The organism is Actinoplanes auranticolor, assembly GCF_018332655.1.
Lineage (GTDB): Bacteria > Actinomycetota > Actinomycetes > Mycobacteriales > Micromonosporaceae > Actinoplanes > Actinoplanes auranticolor.
This window is the reverse complement of the sequence record NZ_BOQL01000061.1, coordinates 65,236-85,566: the sequence shown is the minus strand read 5'-3', so window position 1 is coordinate 85,566 and position 20,331 is coordinate 65,236. Positions and strand designations below refer to the sequence as shown.

Here is a 20,331-nt window from a genome sequence, read left to right as displayed (position 1 = left end):
CGTTGTGCAGTCACCCCCCGATCAGCTCGGCGACGGATGGCAAGGCGGCCGTTCCGGGCAGGGAGAAAGGGCGCGCGGCAGCCGTCCGTCGATCCGCGCAGGCCACCCTCGCTGTGCGGGCCGCCGCCCCGTGATCCGTCTAGGCTCGGTCGTATCCGGCCCACCCCGCCGGCCACCGGCCTCACGAGGGCCCCGTCACTACCAGGAGAGCCACAAAATGAGTGTGTTCGACACCGAGGGCAGCGACGCCACCGGGCACGAACAGGTCGTCTTCTGCCAGGACCGGCAGACCGGCCTCAAGGCGATCATCGGCATCTACTCGACGGCCCTCGGGCCGGCGCTGGGCGGCACCCGGTTCTACCCGTACGAGAACGAGGAAGCGGCGATCACCGATGCGCTGAACCTCTCCCGCGGGATGGCGTACAAGAACGCGCTCGCCGGGCTCGACCTGGGTGGCGGCAAGGCCGTGATCTGGGGCGATCCCAACAGGATCAAGAGCGAGGGGCTGCTGCGCGCGTACGGGCGGTTCGTGGAATCGCTGCACGGGCGTTACTACACCGCCTGCGACGTCGGCACGTACGTCCCGGACATGGACGTCATCGCCCGGGAGACCCGCTACGTGACCGGTCGCAGCGTCGAGCACGGTGGCGCCGGCGACTCCTCCATCCTGACCGCCTGGGGTGTCTTCCAGGGCATGCGGGCCGCGGCCGAGCACACCTGGGGCAGTCCCACCCTGGCCGGGCGCCGGGTGGGCATCGCCGGGCTGGGCAAGGTCGGCAAGTATCTGGCGGGTCACCTGATCGAGGACGGCGCCGCGGTCGTCGCGACGGACGTCAGCGAGGCCGCCCTCAGCTGGGCCCGGTCCACGTACCCGCAGATCGACCTGGTGGCCGACACCCGGGCTCTGATCACCGCCGACATCGACGTGTACGCCCCCTGCGCGCTCGGTGGCGCGCTGGACGACGACACCGTGGCCGCCCTGCGGGCCAGGGTCGTCACCGGCGGCGCCAACAACCAGCTGGCGCACCCGGGCATCGAGAAGCTGCTCGAGGAGCGCGGCATCCTCTACACGCCCGACTACGTGGTCAACGCCGGCGGCGTGATCCAGGTGGCCGACGAGATCGAGGGCTTCAACTTCGAGCGCGCCAAGCTGCGGGCGACCCGGATCTTCGACACCACGGGGCAGATCCTGCGCCTGGCCGACGCCGAGGGTGTGCCGCCCGCGGTCGCCGCGGACCGGCTCGCCGAACGCCGGATGGCCGAGGTAGGCCGTCTGCGCAGTATCTACCTGAGTTGAGTGTTTTGTACCACCATCGCGTGCCGGGTCGATGACGAGCGACGACGCGCGATGGTGGTACACGCAACCCGAGGTGCCGAAGCGGGCATCGCCCATGTACCGTAAGACCCACGAGAGATGCCTGACGTCATCGGGGCCCGCCTTCGGGCTGCCCCGAATTCTGTGCGAGGGGGTCGAGCCATGGGGCGCGGCCGTGCTAAGGCCAAGCAGACGAAGGTGGCCCGGGAGTTGAAGTACCACTCCCCGAACACCGACCTCACCGCCTTGCAGCGCGAACTGGCGGGTGCCGGTGGTAAGTCCGACCATCAGTTTGTCGACGACAATGATCAGTTCGTCGATGACGATGACGAGGACGACGCGGACGACGACCAGGATCCCTGGTCGCCGACAAGGCGCTGACCCGAACGAGGATTGCACAGAGCACGCGGCTTACCGCGTGCTTCAGTGTGTCGTGGTCGTTCCGTAGCCATTCCGACGGCAATGATGCCCACGCGGGTTGAAGACCGCGTGGGCTTCAGAGCCGCTACTCAACGGGGACGGTTGTTCCAGTTGTAGAACGTCGGGATGTTCTCGAAGTGGTTCCAGGCGCACACCGCCGAGCCGTCCTTCGTCGTGCTCTCCGAGCGCCGTTCCCGGGCCTCCGCCGCCTCCTCGATGAGGGCGGCCAGCCCGGACCGGGTCTCCTGCACCCGTGCCGTCACGGGATCCGTCTCCACGCGGTCAGACAGCCGTGGGCTCGTGATCTCGGGCATGGTCCAGCACTCCCTCCAGTAGGCGAATCTTGCTGTTCCGGCAGTGCTCCGTCGTGGTGACGTCGAACCTGCCGTGCTCGAAGTAGCGGTTCGCCGCGTGCGCGCCGCCGCAGAAGCCGAAGTAGGGGCACTGGGCGCGACAGCTCTCGACCCCGTCGAGGAACTCGCGGATCCAGGGCGTCTCGGTGGCCCGTTCCAGGATCTCGGCCAACGGGGTCGTCAGCACGTTACCGCTGGAGAAGTCGCCGTACCGGGGATCGGAGAAGCCGGCCAGCTCCGGGGAGAGCAGCACGACCGAACCGTCCTCGGCCACGGTGGGGATCGGGTCCAGCCGGCGCGGCAGTACGGTGTCGGCCGTGCCGTCCAGCACCGCGGCCGCGTACCGCAGGGACCACTCGATCTCGCGCAGGTGGATGCGGGGGTCACGACGCCAGGCCCCGACCAGCTCGGCCCAGAAGGCCGTGACGGCCGCCTCGGGGTGCCGGTTGTCCCGCAGGTTGACGCCTTCCAGTTCCTCGATGTTGATGCCGAGGACGTCGCACCCCAGCTCGAGGAAGTAGGCGTACAGCTCGGTGGCCAGGCCGGGCTCGGGCCGGGCGACCACGCACAGCGCCGAGAAGGGGAGGTCGTGCCGGCGCAGCGTGTCGATGCCGCGCATGATCCGGTCGTAGGCCGGCTTGTCGCCACGGGTGACCCGGTCGCCGTTACGGGCCTCGGGCCCGTCCACGCTCACGCTGACCCGGATGCCGTGCTCGGCGAAGAACTCACACCAGGCGTCGTCGATCAGTGTCGCGTTGGTCTGCACGTGGTGCTCGACGTCCGCCGCGAACGGTGCCAGCAGCGCGGCGAAGTGCTCCCGGCCGGCTGCGAGGGGCTCGCCGCCGTGCCAGACGACCGAGAACCGGCCCGTCCGCGACCAGGGATTGACCGACTCGGCGACCGCCTGCGCGACCTCGACCGGCATCTTCCGGTCGATCTTGCGGAAGGGAAGGTAGCAGTAGGAACAGTCGAGGTTGCAGAGCGTGGTGGGCTGCATGACGACGTAGGTGGGGACCGTCGAGATGCCCCGCATCCCGCTCCACAGCTGTGCCACTGGTGCATCCACCCCCGTCCGTCGTCAGGCTATGCGGCGTCGTCCACCTTCCCGGCCAAAAAGAGATCCGCGGTGCCGACGTATCGACACACGCGGATCATTTCATACCAAGGACGGGCCATACCCCACTCGCGGCCGAATTGCCTCACCCGCGACCGGACCGGCCCGGGTGAGATCAGCCCCGGGTGTACTGGCCCATCATCTGCACCTGGCCGGTGCCCTCGATGATCTCGCCGACCTGCCACGCCTCGACGCCGCGGCCGGTCAGGTAGGCCATCGCGCGGTCGGCGTCGTCGGCCGAGACCACCGCGAACATGCCCACGCCCATGTTGAACGTGGCCTCCATCTCGACGTCCTCGATCCGGCCCTTGGCCTGGATCAGGTCGAAGATCGACTGCGGGCGCCACGAGGAACGGTCCACCACCGCGTCGACGTGCTCCGGCAGGACCCGGACCAGGTTGCCCGGGATGCCACCGCCGGTGACGTGCGAGAACGCGCGGACGTCGGTCTCCTCGATGAGGCCGAGGCAGTCCTTGGCGTAGATCTTGGTCGGGGTGAGCAGCTCCTCGCCGAGGGTGCGCTGCTTGCCGAAGTCCTCCACCACCGTGTCCAGCCGCATCCGGCCGGCGCCCAGCAGCACGTGCCGCACCAGCGAGTAGCCGTTGGAGTGCAGACCCGACGAGCGCATCGCGATGACCGCGTCACCGATCTCGACCCGGTGGGCGCCGAGGATCTCGCTCTCCTCGACCACGCCGACACCGGTCGCCGACACGTCGTACTCGTCCGGGCGCAGCACGCCCGGGTGCTCGGCGGTCTCGCCGCCCAGCAGGGCACAGCCGGCGTACCGGCAGCCGTCGGCGATGCCCGCGCCGATCTCGGCCACCTTGTCCGGCACGACCTCGCCGCAGGCGATGTAGTCGAGCAGGAACAGCGGCTCGGCACCGCAGGCCACCAGGTCGTCGACGACCATGGCGACCAGGTCGATGCCGATGGTGTCGTGGATGTCGAGCTGCTGGGCGATGACCAGCTTGGTGCCGACGCCGTCCGTGGACGAGGCCAGGATCGGGCTCTTGTACTTCTGGGTGTTGAGCTTGAACAGGCCCGCGAAGCCGCCCAGGTCGCCCATGACCTCGGGGCGGGTGGTCTTCTTGACCTTGGACTTCAACAGCTCGACCGCGCGCTCACCGGCGTGGATGGAGACCCCGGCATCCGCATACGTCACCGTGCGCTTGCGGCCGGGCCGGCCGGCACCCGCCGACCACGGCTGGTGGTCGGCGCCTTCAGAGCCGTTGGATCCGGCACTGTTGCGCTCGGACACGTGCGTCACGGTTCTCCCCTTAGTGCGCGGCTCTCCGCGCGGTTGCAGCTGACGGTGCCGCTGTCTACGACTGTTGTGGTGATGCTGAGGTTCCAGCGGTCCTGAGGTTACGGGCGACGCAGGGCGTCGACGCCGCCCGGGCTGCCCACCAGGGGTTCCGCGGATTCCCGCTCGCCCTCGGCGTACTGCTCGTCCTCATACTCCCGCTCCAGACCGGCCACCGCAGCATTGGTGGCCTGGACGGTCGTGGTGGGCAGCGCGGCCCGCTTGCCCACACCCTCGAGCACGTGCTTGCCGATCAGGTGACCGGCCGGCAGCTCGATCGGGTACTGACCATCGAAACAGGCCATGCACAGGCGTGTCTTCGGCTGCTCGGTCGCCTGCACCAGGCCGTCCAGCGAAACGTAACCGAGCGAGTCGGCGCCGATCGAGCGGCGGATGCCGTCGATCTCCAGGCCGTTGGCGATCAGCTCGGCGCGGGTGGCGAAGTCGATGCCGTAGAAACACGGCCACTTCACCGGCGGCGAGGAGATGCGGACGTGCACCTCGAGGGCGCCGGCCTCGCGCAGCATCCGGATCTGGGCGCGCTGGGTGTTGCCGCGCACGATCGAGTCGTCGATCACCACGATCCGCTTGCCCCGGACGACCTCGCGCAGCGGGTTGAGCTTGAGCCGGATGCCGAGCTGGCGGATGGTCTGCGAGGGCTGGATGAAGGTACGGCCGACGTAGGCGTTCTTCATGAAGCCGGCGCTGTACGGGATGCCGGAGGCCTCGGCGTAGCCGATCGCGGCCGGGATGCCCGACTCCGGGACGCCGATGACCAGGTCGGCCTCGACCGGGTGCTCCTTGGCGAGCTTGCGGCCCACCTCGACGCGCGCCGAGTAGATGTTGCGGCCGGCGATGGTGGTGTCCGGACGGGCCAGATAGACGTACTCGAAGAGGCAGCCCTTGGGCTCCGGCGCGGCGAACCGGGTCGAGCGCAGGCCGTGCTCGTCGATCGCGATGATCTCGCCGGGCTCCACCTCGCGGACGAAGCTGGCCCCGACGATGTCCAGGGCGGCGGTCTCGCTGGCCACGGCCCAGCCGCGTTCCATCCGGCCGAGCACCAGCGGGCGTACGCCCTGGGCGTCGCGGGCGGCGTACAGCGTGCTCTCGTCCATGAAGACGAAGCTGAACGCGCCCCGCAGCCGCGGGAGCACCTCGAGCGCCGCGGCCTCGACCGACAGGTCCGGGCGGCTGGCCAGCAGGGTGGTCACCAGCGCGGTGTCGGAGGTGCCCATGTCGGCCTCGAGACCGCGCTCGGCGACCTCACGGGCCAGCTCGGAGGTGTTGACCAGGTTGCCGTTGTGGGCCAGCGCGATGGTCGTGCCCGCGGTGGTGGCCCGGATCGTCGGCTGGGCGTTCTCCCAGTTCGAGCCGCCGGTGGTCGAGTAACGGGTGTGGCCGATGGCCAGGTGCCCGCGCAGGCTCGCCAGGGTGGGCTCGTCGAAGACCTGCGAGACCAGGCCGAGGTCCTTGTAGACCACCACACCCGAGCCGTCGCTGACGGCGATGCCCGCCGCCTCCTGACCCCGGTGCTGCAGTGCGAAGAGCCCGAAATAGGTGAGTTTCGCGACCTCTTCCTCCGGGGCCCAGACACCGAAGACGCCGCAGGCATCCTGGGGTCCGCGGTCCTGGGGGTCGAGATCGTCGGTCAACCGGCCGTCGCCTCGGGGCACGCGCTTGCTCCCTCATGCTGATCTGCTCGGACTTGCTGGTCTGTTCCGACGGCCCAGTGTACGCGAGACGGAGACCACTCAACGCGGGTGCACAGGGAGGTACGGAGTGAGATCTGTGCGTATCCCGCTGGCCCGTACCCGTCCCGAGGCCACCGCATCGACCCAGGTCAGGCGGCCGGTGGCGACCAGCAGCCAGGTCATCGGATCGGTCTCCACCACATTGGGCGGTGTGCCGCGGGTGTGCCGTGGCCCGGTGACACACTGAATCGCACCGAAAGGTGGAATACGGACCTCCACCGATCGGCCCGGCGCAGTCCGCGCCAGCTCGCTCAGGAGCGCGCGCACGGCGTCACGCAGCACCGTCCGCTCCGGTTCGGCGCCCCGGTCGAGCGCGTCCAGGGCGGCGCCGACGGGCTCGGATTTATTGTGCGCAGGAGACACGTCGGGACAATACGACCCCTGGTTGGACAAGAACCCGGCGGCCCTGGGTCGCGCAGAGGACCTACGACAGGGCATAGTGGCCGACGGTGTGTACTCGTCGCGGGATCCATAGGGCATTTCGAAGGCAGCCCGAGGCCCGCGCGACCCGGAAGGCGGTGGACGTGACAACGCACCTACGAGCCAGGGCTCTCCAGGCCGGTGCGTTCCTGGCGCTGGTCGGTGGCGTTCTCGTCGTCGCACCCTCAGCCGCCCGGGCCGACGACCCGTCGATCTCCGTCGTGAGCCTGGAGCCCGCCGACATCACGTCCGGTGGCTCTACCACCATCGGTTACGCGGTCGAGAACAAGGCCGGCGACGCCAACGTCGAGGTTCAGGTCAACGCCCCCGGCATGAAGTGCGAACCGGGGTGCACCTTCGAACAGCAGGTCACCCCCGGGCCGCCGCGGACCTTCTCGACGAAGCTCATCGCCGGCAACGTCGCACCGGGTGAGACCAAGCGGATCACGGTCACCATCACCGCCACCGTCGGCAATGACAGCGACAGCGACAGCAGGCAGGTCATCGTGCGCGGCCCCGACAAGCCGCAGACCGTGCGGCAGGTCAGCGGCCGGGTCAAGGACCAGGACGGCAAGGCTGTGTCCGGTGCGCTGGTGGGGCTGCGCGACAGCCAGGGCCACCAGTACCAGACCAACACCAACGGTGACGGCGGCTACTCGTTCACGTCATCGGACAGCAAGCCGATCTCCGTGGGCGCGATGGCCGTCGGCGCCACGAAGGACGGCTACGAGCTCGCCTCGGTCAACGCCCAGGGCGCAGCCGGCAAGTCGATCAACGTGCCGCTGACCCTCAAGTCGAAGGCCGCGCCGAAGACCTCGAGCCCGTCCCCGTCGCCCAGCGCTACCACGGAACCCGCCGACGAAGCCACCGACGAGGCCTCCGAGCCCGTGACCGACGAGTCCGCGGCGCTGCTGGACGCCGCGCCCAAATCCGGCGAGGACGAGGGCTCCGGATCGCTGCTCTTCATCATCCTCGGCGGCCTGCTGGTGGCGGCCGGCATCGGCGCGATCGTGCTGGTGCTGATGCGCCGCAAGTCCAACGAGGACGCCGACGAGCCGGACGGCGCGGCGGCCGGCGGTGCGGTTCCGGCCCCGGCCGGACGCTACGGCGGTGCCGACGAGACGCGGCTCGCCGCTCCGGCGGGTGGCCGGGTCAGCGACGCCACGATGATCGCCCCGCGCTCGGGCGCACCGTCCATGGCGGATGCCCCCACGATGATCCACCAGGCGGCACCGCCCGTGGACGAGTTCCCGGACCCGTACGGCGCGCCGATGCCTCAGGGCGGCGGCTACAACGCGCCCGGTGGCTGGGGCACGGCCGGCGCGGCGGGCGCTGCCGGGGCAGCCGGGGCAGCCGGTGCTTACGGTGCCGCGCAGGGTGCTCCGGCGTACGGCACGGCGACCCAGTACGGCGGTGCTCCGGCCCCGGCCCAGCCGGGTGGCTACGCCGACCAGGACGACCACGGGTACGCCGGCAACGGCTACGGCCCGGGTCAGCCCGCCGGCTACGGCGACCAGGCCGGCTACAACGACGCCGGATACGGCGCCCAGGGTGGCTACGAGCCGCCGGCCCAGCGCTACGACGAGCCGACCGGCATGTATCGGCCCGAGCCGGCCGGCGGTTACCCGGCCGAAGCGGGCTACGGCGACCAGGCCGGCTACGGCGGTGCGGACCCGGCCTACGGCCAGAACGCGGGCTACGCACAGGGCGCTGACGACTACGTCGATCCGGGGCACGCAGCGCCGTACCAGGGTGGCAACGGCTACCCGGCCGGCGCGTACGGTGCCGCCGCTGAGCCCGCCGACCAGGCCGGCTACGGCGGCTGGGGTGGCGCGGCCGACGGCATCGACAGCGGCAACGCCTACGGTGCGCCCGCTGGTGGCGGCACCTACGGTGGCGCTCAGGGCGGCGGCACTTACGGCGCCCAGGGCGGTGCGCCGGCTTACGGTGGCGCACCCGCCGGCGGCACCTACGGGGCTCCCGCTCCGGCCGGTGGTGGCTACGGCGGCGATCCGGCGGGCTACGACCCGCGGGCCACGTACGGCCGGCCGGAGGGCTACGACCAGCCGGGCGCGGGCCGGGGCCAGCAGCCGCCGCAGGGTGGCTACGACGATCAGGGCGGTTACGCCGGTGGCGCCGCCGACCAGACCGGCTACTACGGCGGTCCGGAGCAGGGTGGCCGCCACGGCGGTCAGCCGCGGGACGGTGGACGCCCGGGTCAGCGCCGGCCGAACGAGTGGCCCGAGGACTGACGCACCGCAGCAACGCAGCGAGCAGGCCGGCCCGTCCCGACGGGCCGGCCTTTCGCCTACCCGACGACGGCCGCGATCTCGGCGACGGCTGAGCGTTCCCGGACCGGCGGCGGCTCAACGCGCCCGGGCCGGCGGCGGCTCAGCGTTCCCAGGGTGGGGGGATCCGGACGGAGGCCATGCCCGCCGCGGTGGCCGCCCGGATCCCCAAGTCGGTGTCCTCGAAGACAAGGCAGTGCCGGGGCGCCACCCCGAGCAGCTCCGCAGCCAGCAGGAACGCGCCCGGGTCCGGCTTGGCCCGCGGGTAGTCGCCGGCGCAGACCAGTGCGTCGAACTTCTCCGTCAGGCCGAGCGCGCCGAGCGAGGCGGTGACGGATTCCCGGGTGCTCCCGGACACCACCGCGATCGGGATCCGCCCGAAGGCCTCGTTGATGTGCTCCAGCACGCCCGGAACGGCGCTGACGGTCGGCAGCAGCTCCTGGAAGAGAACCTCCCGGCGGGCGGCGACGGTTTCGACCGGCATGCTCAGGCCCTGTTGCCGGTTCAGGTCGGCGATGATGTCGACGACGGGCCGCCCGCCCCAGGCGTAGAAGAGGTCCTCGGGCAGCTCCCCGCCCCACTCCTTCAGCGCCTGCTGCCAGGCGAGGTAGTGCACGGGCATGGAGTCCGCGATGGTTCCGTCGCAGTCGAACAGGTAGGCCCGGAACTCGCCGGCCGGCAGGGGTAGCAGCACCGCAGCAGGATATAGAGCCGCTCACGACAGCGCGCCACGTCCGGGCGGGTGCCCAGCCGTGGCGCGCTGATCGTTGATCTGTGCGGCGAGTGGCCGCGTGGGTCAGGCCTTGGACTCCGGCTGGTCATCCGGCTTCGCCGTTGCCGGCTCGGCGTCGATCGGCGTCACCGCGGGATCCGCGTCCGGGCCGCTCGGCACCTCGGCAACCTCGTCGGCCGGACCGGACGCGGGGTGGGCCGGCTCGCTGATCTCCAGCGTGACCGACGTACCCGTGGCCCGGTCGTCATCCGCCGCCTCGACCTCCGCGGCCGGCTCGGCTGCCGCGAGCTCGGCGGCCTCGACCACGGCGGCGATCTGCCGGGTGACACCCTCGGCCGGTCCGCCGAAGAGGTTGCGCATCGTGGCCGTGAAAGCCGCGCGCACCTCGTCCAGCCCGATGGTGAACTGGTCGTGGATGTCGAGGACCGGCTCCTCCGCGGTGACACCGATCTGCACGCAGGAGACGTTGTGCTCCGCCGCCAGGGCTACGAAGGCCTTGTCGTGCCCGCGCGGCACCGCGACCAGCGCGCGCCCCGCCGACTCGCTGAACAGCCAGACGAACGGCGTGACGGCCGCGTCGTGCTCCGGCAACATGATCCGCGCGCCGACGTTGCGCCGCAGGCAGGACTCGACCAGCACCTGGGCCAGACCGCCGTCGGAGAGGTCGTGCGCCGCGACGATGTGCTCGCGTTCCGAGGCCTGCGCCATCAGCCGGCCCAGCGCCTGCTCGTGCGCCAGGTCCACCTTCGGCGGGCGTCCGCCCAGGTGGCCGTGGGTGACCCACGCCCACTCGGAGCCGGACAGCTCGCACTCGGTGTCGCCGAGCAGGAAGAGCAGGTCGCCCTCCGCGGTCGGCGGCGGCGGGAAGCCCATCGGGGTACGGCGGGCCACGTCGTTGAGGATGCCCAGCACGCCGACCACCGGGGTCGGGTGGATCGCGGCGGCCCCGGTCTGGTTGTAGAAGCTGACGTTGCCGCCGGTGACCGGGATGCCGAGCTGCTGGCAGCCGTCCGCCAGGCCACGGACGGCCTCGGCGAACTGCCACATGACGGCCGGGTCCTCGGGGGAACCGAAGTTCAGGCAGTCGGTGACGGCGATCGGCTCGGCGCCGGTGACAGCGACGTTGCGGTACGCCTCAGCCAGCGCGAGCCGCGCACCCTCGTACGGGTCGAGCCGCGTGTAGCGGCCGTTGCCGTCCACGGACAGCGCCACGCCGAGCCCGGTGCGCTCGTCGATGCGCAGCACGCCGGCGTCCTCGGGCTGGGCGAGCACGGTGTTGCCGAGCACGTACCGGTCGTACTGCTCGGTGACCCAGCTCTTGTCGCACAGGTTCGGCGACGCGATCATCCGCAGCAGCGTCTCGCGCAGCTCGTCCGGGGTGGACGGACGCGGCAGCGTCTCGGCCCGGTCGGCCTGCAGCAGGATCAGGTCGGCGGGCTCGCGGATGGGCCGGGCGTAGACCGGGCCGTCGTCGGCGAGCGAGCCGGGCGGCACGTCCACCACGATGTGGTCGTTCCAGCTGATCACCAGGCGGCCGGGCTGGCCGTCGGTCTCGCTGGGGGTGACCTCGCCGATGTCGGTGGCCCAGACGCCCCACTTCTCGGCGACCTTGAGCACCTCGTCGAGCTTCTCCGGCGCGACGATCAGCAGCATCCGCTCCTGCGACTCGCTGGCCAGGATCTCGGTCGGTGACATCGAGGCCTCGCGCAGCGGCACCCGCTCGAGGTAGACCCGCATACCGGTGCCGGCCGCCGCCGCGGTCTCGGTGAGCGCGCAGGTCAGGCCCGCGCCGCCGAGGTCCTGGATGCCGACGACCAGGCCCGCGTCGTACAGCTCGAGGCAGCTCTCGATCAGCAGCTTCTCCATGAACGGGTCGCCGACCTGCACCGACGGGCGGCGCTGCTCGGCGCCCTCGTCGAAGGTCGCCGAGGCGAGCACGGAGACGCCGCCGATGCCGTCACGCCCGGTGCGCGCGCCGAGCAGCACGACGACGTTGCCGACGCCGGCCGCTTCCTTGCGCTGCAGGCGCTCGACCGGCATGACACCGATGCTCAGCGCGTTGATCAGCGGGTTGCCCTGGTAGCAGGGGTCGAAGACGATTTCGCCACCGATGTTGGGCAGGCCCAGGCAGTTGCCGTAGCCGCCGATGCCGGCGACCACGCCGGGCAGCACCCGCGCGGTGTCCGGGTGGTCCGCGGCGCCGAAGCGCAGCGGGTCCATCACCGCGATCGGGCGGGCACCCATGGCGAGGATGTCGCGGACGATGCCGCCGACGCCGGTGGCCGCGCCCTGGTACGGCTCCACGAAGCTCGGGTGGTTGTGCGACTCGACCTTGAAGGTGACGGCGATCTCGTCGGAGATCTGCACGACGCCCGCGTTCTCCCCGATGCCCGCCAGCATCCGGGTGTTCTTGGGGGCCTTCTCGCCGAACTGGCGCAGGTGCACCTTGCTCGACTTGTAGGAGCAGTGCTCGCTCCACATGATCGAATACATCGCCAGCTCGGAGGCGGTCGGACGGCGGCCGAGGATCTGCCGGATCCGGTCGTACTCGTCGTCTTTGAGGCCGAGCTCGGCGTGCGGCTGGAGCTCGTCGCTGGTGTTGAGCGCCCGCTCGACGGTGTCGGGACCCCCGTCGAACTGGTTGATCAGCACGTCGGTGGCGGCGAAGCCACCCGGCTTGGCGTTGGCCGGCTGCTGCGGCACCTCCGGGGGCGCCGTCGCCCCGCTGGTCGCCGTGTCGTGCTGGGTGGTCATCGCTGGGCTCCCCCTGTGAGCTGCCCGCCCGCGGCCGACCCGGCCAGGTACCGCAGGGCTGAGGTGAAGAAGCCGAGGCCGTCGAGCGACGGACCGGTCAGCGCCTCCACCGCGTGTTCCGGGTGCGGCATGATGCCGACCACGTTGCCGGCCGCGTTGGTGATCGCGGCGATGTCGCGCTGCGAGCCGTTCGGGTTGCCGCGCGTGTAGCGGGCGACGATCCGGCCCTCGGCCTCGAGCTCGTCCAGGGTGCGCTCGTCCGCGACGAAACAGCCTTCGCCGTTCTTCACCGGGATCAGGATCTCCTGCCCCTCGGTGAAGCCGTTGGTCCAGGCCGTCGACGTGCTGGTGACGCGCAGGTGCTGGTCGCGGTTGCGGAAGTGCAGGTGCTGGTTGCGGGTGAGCGCGCCGGGCAGCAGGTGGGCCTCGCAGAGGATCTGGAAGCCGTTGCAGATGCCGAGCACCGGCAGGCCGCCGCGGGCCGCGTCGGCGATGGTCTCCATGACCGGGGCGAACCGGGCGATCGCGCCGCAACGCAGGGCGTCGCCGTAGGAGAAACCGCCGGGCAGGACCACGGCGTCGACGCCGTGCAGGTCCGGATCGCCGTGCCAGAGACGGACGGCATCGGCGCCGGCGATACGCGCGGCGCGGGCCGCGTCACCGTCGTCGAGCGAACCGGGGAAGGTGACGACTCCGATCCGCATGGTCACGCGCTCTCGAGAGCGGTGTCACCGGCAGGCTCGTCGACCCGGATCGAGAAGTCCTCGATGACCGGGTTGGCGAGCAGCTTGTCGGCGATCTCGCGGGCCGTGTCGAGGTCGGGTTCACCGTCGAACTCGATCTCGATGCGGCGCCCGATGCGTACGGAGGAGACGGCACTGACCCCGAGCCGTGGCAGCGCGTTGGCGACTGCCTGGCCCTGCGGATCGAGGATCTCCGGCTTGAGCATGACGTCGACGACGACGCGAGCCACGGGCACTCCTGACTGTGTAGGTGCGCAGTTGGGTGGCCCTCTAAGGGGCGAGCGGCCAAAGCCTACCTTGTGCGACTCCCGATCGACCCATCGGCCGGTGTCGGCAGGCCGACGCCAGGGCCGCTGAGCAGCGAATCTCGACCGTGATCTCCGCCACGGCAAGATCACTCGATGGTGTCGCCGGCTCACGGTACGCGACTACCCCCATCACACGGTGATAGGTGTCAATTGGAGTCTTGTCCGGCGGGTGCCCCGGGTCATAGCGTTCAGTCGATCAAGTTCGATGCATCCCCCCATCGACAGACCCCTTGGAAGGAGCCCGGCGTGCGCATCCGCATCGTCGTCGCCTCTCTGGCCACCGCCCTGACCGGCATCCTGGCCGCCCCCGCCGCCGCCCATGCCGTCGAGCCCGGACCGGACCTCATCATCGGCGGCAGCACCGTCGCGTCGGCGCCCTGGGCCGCCGCGGTGCTCAGCAACGGCAGCTTCACCTGCTCCGGCACGATCATCTCGGCCAACTACGTCCTGACCGCCCGGCACTGCATCAACGGCACGATGTCGGTGCGGATCGGCAGCGTGAACCGGACGTCCGGCGGGGTCACCCGTACGGTGAGCTCCACCAGCACCCGCTACGACCTGGCCCTGATGCGGCTGAGCAGCTCGGTCTCCACCACCTACATGCCGCTGTCGAGCGCGTACCCGCCGGTGGGCTCGACCAACTCGCTCTACGGCTGGGGCCAGACCTGCTACAGCGGCTGCGGCGCCTCGACCACGCTGAAGACCGCCAACGTCCGGGTCACCTCGACCAACCAGACCGACGCGTACGGCGGCCGGGCGATCGGCTCCACCGCGATCAACGGCAACGCGTGGCGCGGCGACTCCGGCGGCCCGCAGGTCTACAACGGCGCGCAGGTCGGCGTGGCCTCGACGGCGGACGGCCAGAGCCGGCAGTACTACGGCAGCGTCGCCTACAACCGGGCGTGGATCACCTCGGTCGCGGGCGTCTGAGAATTCCGTCGGGGGGCGGTGAGACTCGCTCCGCCGCCCCCCGACGGCATCACGTACCTACAGAATCGCCGCCGGCGTGTACTCGGCCGCCTCCGGGTGCTGCGCCACGATCGCCGCCACCCGTTCCGCCACCGCCCGGACCTGGGCCGGAGCCGCACCCACGAAGGCCGCCCGGTCCGCCACCAGAGCATCGATCTCGGCGCGGGACAACTGCAGGCGACCGTCGGCCACCAGCCGGTCGAAGAGATCGTTCTCCGCGATGCCCTTCTCCCGCATCGCCAGCGCCACCGCCACCGCGTGCTCCTTGATGACCTCGTGCGCCACCTCCCGGCCGACGCCCTTGCGCACGGCGGCCACCAGCAGCTTGGTGGTGGTGAGGAACGGCAGGAAGCGGTCCAGCTCGCGGGCGATGACGGCCGGGTAGGCGCCGAACTCGTCGAGCACGGTCAGGAACGTCTGGAACAGCCCGTCGGTGGCGAAGAACGCGTCCGGCAGAGCCACCCGGCGCACGACCGAGCAGGAGACGTCACCCTCGTTCCACTGGTCGCCGGCCAGCTCGCCGACCATCGACAGGTACCCGCGGACGATCACCGCGAGGCCGTTGACCCGCTCCGAGGAGCGCGTGTTCATCTTGTGCGGCATCGCCGACGAGCCGACCTGACCGGCCTTGAAGCCCTCGGTGACCAGCTCCTGGCCCACCATCAGCCGGATCGTGGTGGCCAGCGACGACGGCGCCGCCACCACCTGGGCCAGCGCGGACACCACGTCGAAGTCGAGCGAGCGCGGGTAGACCTGGCCGACGCTGGCCAGCACCCGCTCGAAGCCGAGGTGCGCGGCGACCTTGCGCTCCAGCTCGGCGAGCTTGTCCGCGTCGCCGTCGAGCAGGTCGAGCTGGTCGGCGGCGGTGCCGACCGGGCCCTTGATGCCGCGCAGCGGGTAACGGCGGAGCAGATCGTCCAGGCGCTCGTACGCGATCAGCAGCTCCTCGGCCGCGCTCGCGAACCGCTTGCCCAGCGTGGTCGCCTGGGCCGCGACGTTGTGCGACCGGCCGGTCAGGACGAGGTCGCTGTGTTCCAGGGCGCGCTCGGTGAGCCGGGCCAGCGTGGTGACGATCCGGCTGCGGACCAGCTCCAGCGAGGCCCGGATCTGCAACTGCTCGACGTTCTCGGTGAGGTCGCGGGAGGTCATGCCCTTGTGGATGTGCTCGTGCCCGGCCAGCGCGCTGAACTCCTCGATGCGCGCCTTCACGTCGTGCCGGGTGACCCGCTCCCGCGCCGCGATGCTCGCGAGATCCACATCATCGACCACTGCCTCGTACGCCTCGACGACCCCGTCCGGCAGCGCGACCCCGAGGTCGCGCTGGGCCCGCAGGACCGCGAGCCACAGCCGGCGCTCCATCCGGATCTTCTCCTCCGGCGACCAGAGGTCGGCGAGGTCGGCGGACGCGTAGCGGCTGGCGAGGACGTTCGGGATGCTCACCGGACCGATTCTTCCATGGCGGCCGCGGCGGGCTCCGGGCTCGTCGGCCGGTGGTGCCGCAGATTACGCACGTCCCGGCTGGCCAGCATGCCGGCCACGGCGAGCCCGATCAGGGCGGCCGCGCCGACGAGCGTCGGCTGGACCCCCACGACCTGGGCGATCGGCCCGGCCAGGACCTGACCGACCGGGATAGCGACGAAGGACCCGACCATGTCGTACGAGTAGACGCGCGCGAGTTTGTCAGCCGGGACGTACTCCTGCATCGTCGTCTCCCACGCCACTGCCAACTGCTCGATGCCGAGTCCGGCGAGGAACGCGGCCGCCAGCAGCAACCCGAGATGCGGGGCGATGCCGAGGGTGAGCATGGGCAGAACCTCGAAAGCGGTGCAGACGACCCCGAACAGCAGCAACCGGACCACGTTGATCCGCATGGCGACGACGGCGCCGAGCACCATGCCGACGGTCTGCGCGGCGAGCACGAAACCCCAGGCCCGGCGGCCGACGGTGTCGTCGGCGACCACCGGCCCGAGGACGGACATGCCGCCGCTGAGGCAGGCGTTGATCACGCTGAAGCCGGCGACCACCACCCACAACCAGGTGCGGCTGCGGAATTCGGTCCAGCCGCCGCGCAGATCCGCGACGATGCTGCTCCGGGCCGGCGCGGGACCCGCCAGGGCCGGCTGCGGACCGGCACCGCCATCCCTGCCAGGCGCGGCATCCGCGGGCGCGGCCTCCGCGAGAGCTGGGATGCGGAGCAGGGCGAAGGCGACCGCCGACAGGGCGAATGCCGCCGCATCCACCGCGATCCCCCATCCCGGCCCGACGCTCGCCACGAGGATGCCGCCCAGCGGCGCACCGGCGATGTAGGCACCGTTGAAGAACAGCCGGTTCAGCGCGTTCGCCTGCTGGCGGACGTCCGCCGGGATGAGCTGCGGCACGATCGACGACGAAGCGGGCAAGGCCAGCGCGCTGACCATGCCGTTGACCGCGGACAGGACGACCAGCCACGGGATCGTCGCCGTGCCGGAGAGCACCAGCACGGCCACCGCCGCCTGGGTGACGGCTGCCGCGATGCTGGCGCCCACCATCAGGTGATGTTTCGGCATCCGGTCGGCCAGCGCACCGCCGAAGAGCAGGAACAGCACGTTGACGGACATCCGCGCGCCGACGACCAGGCCGAGGTCGCTGGCCGAGCCGGTGAGGTCGAGGACGGCAAAGGCCAGCGCGACCGGCGCGACGGCGTTGCCGAAGGAGCTGATCGTGCGGCCCGCGAGCAGGAAACGGAACGGGGCATGGCGCAGCGGCGCGAGCGCGCTCACGGCTCTTCCATGCGGAACATCGCGATGGTCGTGCTGGTGCGGACGGTGCCGGGGGCGCGCGGTGCCTTGGCCGCGTCGTGCAGGTCGCGGCTGGCCCGGGCGATGCGGTCGCGGATCTCGGCGAAGACCTGCGGGTCCACCCAGAGCTCGGCATCGGTCATCGACCCGCCGACCGACCAGTCGGCCTCGGCCGTGCGGCGGACCAGCTCGTCGGCGACTGCCGCGAACAGCGCGCGCTGCGTGTCGGCGTGATGCTGGCCGACCATGGTCTCGCGTTCACGCTCGCGGTCGCGGTCAGCGTCGTACCGGTAGCGCTTGGCGACGCCACCCCGGATGCGCTCCTCGCCGGCCTGCACGATCAGGCCGGCACTGAGCAGATTCCTCAGGTGGTAGCTGGCGTTGGCGTGGGTGAGACCGAGCTCGCGAGCAACATCGGCGGCGGTGAGCGACGAACCGGTGAGCAGCGAGAGCATCCGCAGGCGGACGGGATGGGCCATGGCTCGCAGCCGGGCCTGCCGGCGCGCATCTCCCAAAGACATGTTGGGGAGTCTAGGAGAGACGGACCTCACTGTCCAACACTCGTTGGGGGGTTGAGACACTGCAGGACTACGCGGTTATCGCTAGGGTTACTCGCGAGTAGGTCTGGCGCTCATCCCGAAAGGTCCACCGATGACTGAATTCAGCCCCGAAGCCCTCGCCACGATCGGCCCGAAGGAGTTCGCGCAGCTCGTCAAGTCCACCCCGGACTCGAAGATCACCGAGGTCATGGGCTCCGAGAGCCGCACCAAGATCTTGGACGAGGTCTTCAACCGGATGCCGACGCTGTTCCGCGCGGACCGGGCCGGCGCGACCCAGGCCGTCATCCACTGGAACATCACGGGCGGCCCCGGCGGCAGCACGGACACCTACGAGACCGTGATCGAGAACGGTGCCTGCACGGTCACCAACCAGCCGGTCCGCGAGCCCAAACTGGCGATGACGATGGACCCGGTGACCTTCCTCAAGGTGGTCTCCGGTGACGGCAACCCGATGATGATGTTCATGACCGGCAAGATCAAGGCGAAGGGCGACCTCGGCCTGGCGGCCCAGGTGGCCAAGCTCTTCGACATCCCGAAGAACTGACCGGCTCGACGACAGGAAGAGTGACGCCCCGCCGGCTTCGGCGGGGCGTCCTTCTTTCCTTCAAGACATAGGTTCCTTGAAGACATAGGTTCTTTGAAGACATAGGGGTACGCCCACAGCCCAGTCCCGCCCCGACAAGGCGGCGTCCGGGCCGGTCCGGGCCGTTGCGCCGCCGCCGGGCTGATCCGGGTGGTCACTCTCACGGCAGCGTCGTCGTCCACTCCGCGCTGGAGGCATTCCCCTCCGCAGCCGTCAGCCGAGCCCGAGCAAGCGGCAGCTGAAGCGAATTCACACGCCCGCAGCCGTGGATGTAGCTGGCCCAAATCAGCGCGGGCCCGAGGCGAGGCCGAGGTCGGGCCTGGCCGGGTCGGGCCGGGCCGGGCCTGTCCGGGTCAGGTCGGATCAGGCCTGTCCGGGTCAGGTCGGATCAGGCCTGTCCGGGTCAGGTCGGGCCGGGTCGGGCCTGTCCGGGTCAGGTCGGGCCGGGTCGGGCCGGGTCGGGCCTGTCCGGGTCAGGTCGGGTCGGGCCGGTCGGGCCTGTCCGGGTCATGCCAGGTCAGGCCGAGCCGAGCCGAGCCGGGCCGAGCCGGGGCCAGGCCGGGGTCGGGCGGGGTCGGGCGGGGTCGGGCGGGGCTAGAGCTTTATGCGGTTTTCCACAGCCGCCAGTGCGATGTCGGTGCGGTGGTGGGATCCGTCCAGCGTGATTCCGTCCACCAGCGCATACGCCGCCGCCCGGGCCGCAGCGAGGTCCGGCCCGGTGGCCGTGGCGCTCAGCACCCGTCCACCGGCCGAGACCAGCGCACCGTCCTCCCGGCGGGCCGTGCCCGCGTGGATCACCCCGGGCTGCTCGCCGCCCGTGATCACGTCGCCCGTGCGGGGGGTGCCCGGGTAGTTGTGGCTGGCCACGACAACCGTCACCGCCGCGCCTTCGTACCAGCGCAGTGGCGGGAAGTCCGCCAGCGTGCCCGTCGCCGCCGCGCGCAGCAGCTCGCCCAGTGGTGTCGCCAGCAGCGCCAGGACGACCTGCGTCTCCGGGTCGCCGAAGCGGGCGTTGAACTCGATGACCTTCGGGCCCTTGCCGGTCAGCGCCAGCCCCACGTAAAGCAGACCGGCGAACGGCGTGCCCCGGTCGCGCATTTCCGCCAGCGTCGGCATGACGGTCTCGGCCATCACCCGCTCGACCAGGTCGGCCGGCGCCCAGGACAGCGGTGCGTACGCACCCATGCCGCCCGTATTCGGCCCCGCGTCGCCGTCGAGGGCGCGCTTGAAGTCCTGGGCCGGCATCAGCGGCACCGCGGCTGTGCCGTCGGTCACCACGAACAGCGACACCTCGGGCCCGTCGAGGTACTCCTCGATGACCACCCGTCCGCAGTCCCGCGCGTGCTCCTCGGCGGCGGTGCGGTCGTCGGTCACCACCACGCCCTTGCCGGCGGCGAGACCGTCGTTCTTCACCACGTACGGCGGGCCGAAGTCGTCCAGCGCGGCCGCCACCTCGGCTTCGCCGGTGCACTCGTAGGACCGGCCGGTGGGCACGCCCGCGGCGGCCATGACGTCCTTGGCGAACGCCTTCGAGCCCTCGAGCCGGGCCGCTGCCCCGCTCGGGCCGAAGCAGGCGATGCCCTTGGCGCGCACAGCGTCGGCGACGCCCGCCACCAGCGGCGCCTCGGGGCCGATCACCACCAGGTCGGCGGCCACCTCCACCGCGAGGGCGGCCACGGCCGCCGGGTCGGTGGCGGTGACGTCACGCAGCTCGGCCACCGCGGCGATGCCGGGGTTGCCGGGGGCGGCGATGAGTCGCTCCACCGAGGGGTCCGCGGCGAGGCCGACGGCAAGGGCGTGCTCGCGGCCGCCGGATCCGATCAGAAGTACACGCACGCCGCAGATCCTACGGGCCGCGCCTGATCTTCCGCGCGCTTGTCCACAAGTCCACAAAGCACCGATATCACCCTGTGGACAACGCTGTGGATAACCGGCGGGCG

The 20,331-nt window shown here is 71.1% G+C and carries 18 protein-coding genes; 5 read left to right on the top strand and 13 right to left on the bottom strand.

The genetic code is table 11. The features are described from left to right. The first annotated feature begins 217 nt into the window (after positions 1–217). Together Aau02nite_RS34880 and Aau02nite_RS34875 are read left to right on the top strand one after the other, a co-directional pair. Entirely contained in the window at positions 218–1,297 is a 1,080-nt protein-coding gene (locus Aau02nite_RS34880) for a Glu/Leu/Phe/Val family dehydrogenase (protein ID WP_212992878.1), read from the top strand. Positions 1,298–1,477: 180 nt separating this feature from the next. Then, positions 1,478–1,696, top strand: coding sequence for a DUF3073 domain-containing protein (locus Aau02nite_RS34875; RefSeq protein WP_212992877.1), 219 nt, complete (start codon positions 1,478–1,480; stop codon positions 1,694–1,696). Positions 1,697–1,824: 128 nt separating this feature from the next. Here the strand turns inward: Aau02nite_RS34875 and amcA are convergent, their stop codons facing one another. The 5 genes from amcA to Aau02nite_RS34850 form a co-directional block, all read right to left on the bottom strand. Continuing rightward, the gene (gene amcA, locus Aau02nite_RS34870) at positions 1,825–2,049 is read right to left on the bottom strand and encodes a multiple cyclophane-containing RiPP AmcA (RefSeq protein ID WP_212992876.1); all 225 of its coding nucleotides are present in this window, start codon (positions 2,047–2,049) and stop codon (positions 1,825–1,827) included. Further along, positions 2,018–3,121, bottom strand: coding sequence for a cyclophane-forming radical SAM peptide maturase AmcB (gene amcB / locus Aau02nite_RS34865; protein WP_212992908.1), 1,104 nt, complete (start codon positions 3,119–3,121; stop codon positions 2,018–2,020). Before amcB ends, amcA begins: the two co-directional genes overlap by 32 nt. Positions 3,122–3,317: 196 nt before the next feature. Then, positions 3,318–4,469: a phosphoribosylformylglycinamidine cyclo-ligase gene (gene purM / locus Aau02nite_RS34860; RefSeq protein ID WP_212992875.1), complete on the bottom strand. Its 1,152-nt coding sequence runs from the start codon at positions 4,467–4,469 to the stop codon at positions 3,318–3,320. A gap of 98 nt (positions 4,470–4,567) precedes the next feature. Next, positions 4,568–6,178, bottom strand: coding sequence for an amidophosphoribosyltransferase (gene purF / locus Aau02nite_RS34855; RefSeq protein WP_212992874.1), 1,611 nt, complete (start codon positions 6,176–6,178; stop codon positions 4,568–4,570). A gap of 78 nt (positions 6,179–6,256) precedes the next feature. Continuing rightward, entirely contained in the window at positions 6,257–6,619 is a 363-nt protein-coding gene (locus tag Aau02nite_RS34850) for a sterol carrier family protein (protein ID WP_246595661.1), read from the bottom strand. Positions 6,620–6,780: 161 nt separating this feature from the next. Here Aau02nite_RS34850 and Aau02nite_RS34845 point away from each other — a divergent pair, with 161 nt between their 5' ends. After that, a complete protein-coding gene (locus tag Aau02nite_RS34845) occupies positions 6,781–8,928 on the top strand; it encodes a carboxypeptidase-like regulatory domain-containing protein (protein ID WP_212992873.1) in 2,148 nt (715 codons plus the stop codon). Between the two features lie 139 nt (positions 8,929–9,067). On the opposite strand, the gene Aau02nite_RS34840 is transcribed toward Aau02nite_RS34845, so the two are convergent. The 4 genes from Aau02nite_RS34840 to purS all read right to left on the bottom strand — a co-directional run bounded on the left by Aau02nite_RS34840 (position 9,068) and on the right by purS (position 13,424). Then, entirely contained in the window at positions 9,068–9,658 is a 591-nt protein-coding gene (locus tag Aau02nite_RS34840; protein WP_212992872.1) for an HAD family hydrolase, read from the bottom strand. 102 nt (positions 9,659–9,760) lie between these two features. Then, complete coding sequence (purL, locus tag Aau02nite_RS34835) at positions 9,761–12,451, bottom strand: phosphoribosylformylglycinamidine synthase subunit PurL (protein ID WP_246595660.1); 2,691 nt, start codon at positions 12,449–12,451, stop codon at positions 9,761–9,763. Further along, positions 12,448–13,161: a phosphoribosylformylglycinamidine synthase subunit PurQ gene (gene purQ, locus Aau02nite_RS34830; protein ID WP_212992871.1), complete on the bottom strand. Its 714-nt coding sequence runs from the start codon at positions 13,159–13,161 to the stop codon at positions 12,448–12,450. The genes purL and purQ overlap by 4 nt, the downstream gene beginning before the upstream one ends. Continuing rightward, positions 13,158–13,424 carry a phosphoribosylformylglycinamidine synthase subunit PurS gene (gene purS, locus Aau02nite_RS34825; protein WP_212992870.1) on the bottom strand — a complete coding sequence of 89 codons (267 nt, stop codon included), beginning with the start codon at positions 13,422–13,424 and terminating at the stop codon, positions 13,158–13,160. The genes purQ and purS overlap by 4 nt, the downstream gene beginning before the upstream one ends. 324 nt (positions 13,425–13,748) lie before the next feature. Here purS and Aau02nite_RS34820 point away from each other — a divergent pair, with 324 nt between their 5' ends. Then, positions 13,749–14,432 carry a S1 family peptidase gene (locus Aau02nite_RS34820; protein WP_212992869.1) on the top strand — a complete coding sequence of 228 codons (684 nt, stop codon included), beginning with the start codon at positions 13,749–13,751 and terminating at the stop codon, positions 14,430–14,432. A gap of 57 nt (positions 14,433–14,489) precedes the next feature. Here Aau02nite_RS34820 and purB read toward each other — a convergent pair whose 3' ends face one another. Genes purB through Aau02nite_RS34805 form a run of 3 tightly spaced genes read right to left on the bottom strand, consistent with a single transcriptional unit; the run spans position 14,490 to position 17,769 of the window. Then, the gene (gene purB, locus Aau02nite_RS34815) at positions 14,490–15,911 is read right to left on the bottom strand and encodes an adenylosuccinate lyase (protein ID WP_212992868.1); all 1,422 of its coding nucleotides are present in this window, start codon (positions 15,909–15,911) and stop codon (positions 14,490–14,492) included. Then, complete coding sequence (locus Aau02nite_RS34810) at positions 15,908–17,230, bottom strand: MFS transporter (protein ID WP_212992867.1); 1,323 nt, start codon at positions 17,228–17,230, stop codon at positions 15,908–15,910. Before Aau02nite_RS34810 ends, purB begins: the two co-directional genes overlap by 4 nt. Then, positions 17,227–17,769, bottom strand: coding sequence for an ArsR/SmtB family transcription factor (locus Aau02nite_RS34805; protein WP_246595659.1), 543 nt, complete (start codon positions 17,767–17,769; stop codon positions 17,227–17,229). The genes Aau02nite_RS34810 and Aau02nite_RS34805 overlap by 4 nt, the downstream gene beginning before the upstream one ends. Before the next feature lie 130 nt (positions 17,770–17,899). Between Aau02nite_RS34805 and Aau02nite_RS34800 the strand changes: the two genes are divergently transcribed. Continuing rightward, on the top strand, positions 17,900–18,352 hold the full coding sequence (locus tag Aau02nite_RS34800) for an SCP2 sterol-binding domain-containing protein (RefSeq protein WP_212992866.1): 453 nt from the start codon (positions 17,900–17,902) through the stop codon (positions 18,350–18,352). Between the two features lie 633 nt (positions 18,353–18,985). Here the strand turns inward: Aau02nite_RS34800 and purD are convergent. Further along, positions 18,986–20,227 (bottom strand): phosphoribosylamine--glycine ligase, encoded by a 1,242-nt coding sequence (purD, locus tag Aau02nite_RS34795; RefSeq protein WP_212992865.1) that lies wholly within the window; start codon positions 20,225–20,227, stop codon positions 18,986–18,988. Positions 20,228–20,331: the final 104 nt, after the last annotated feature.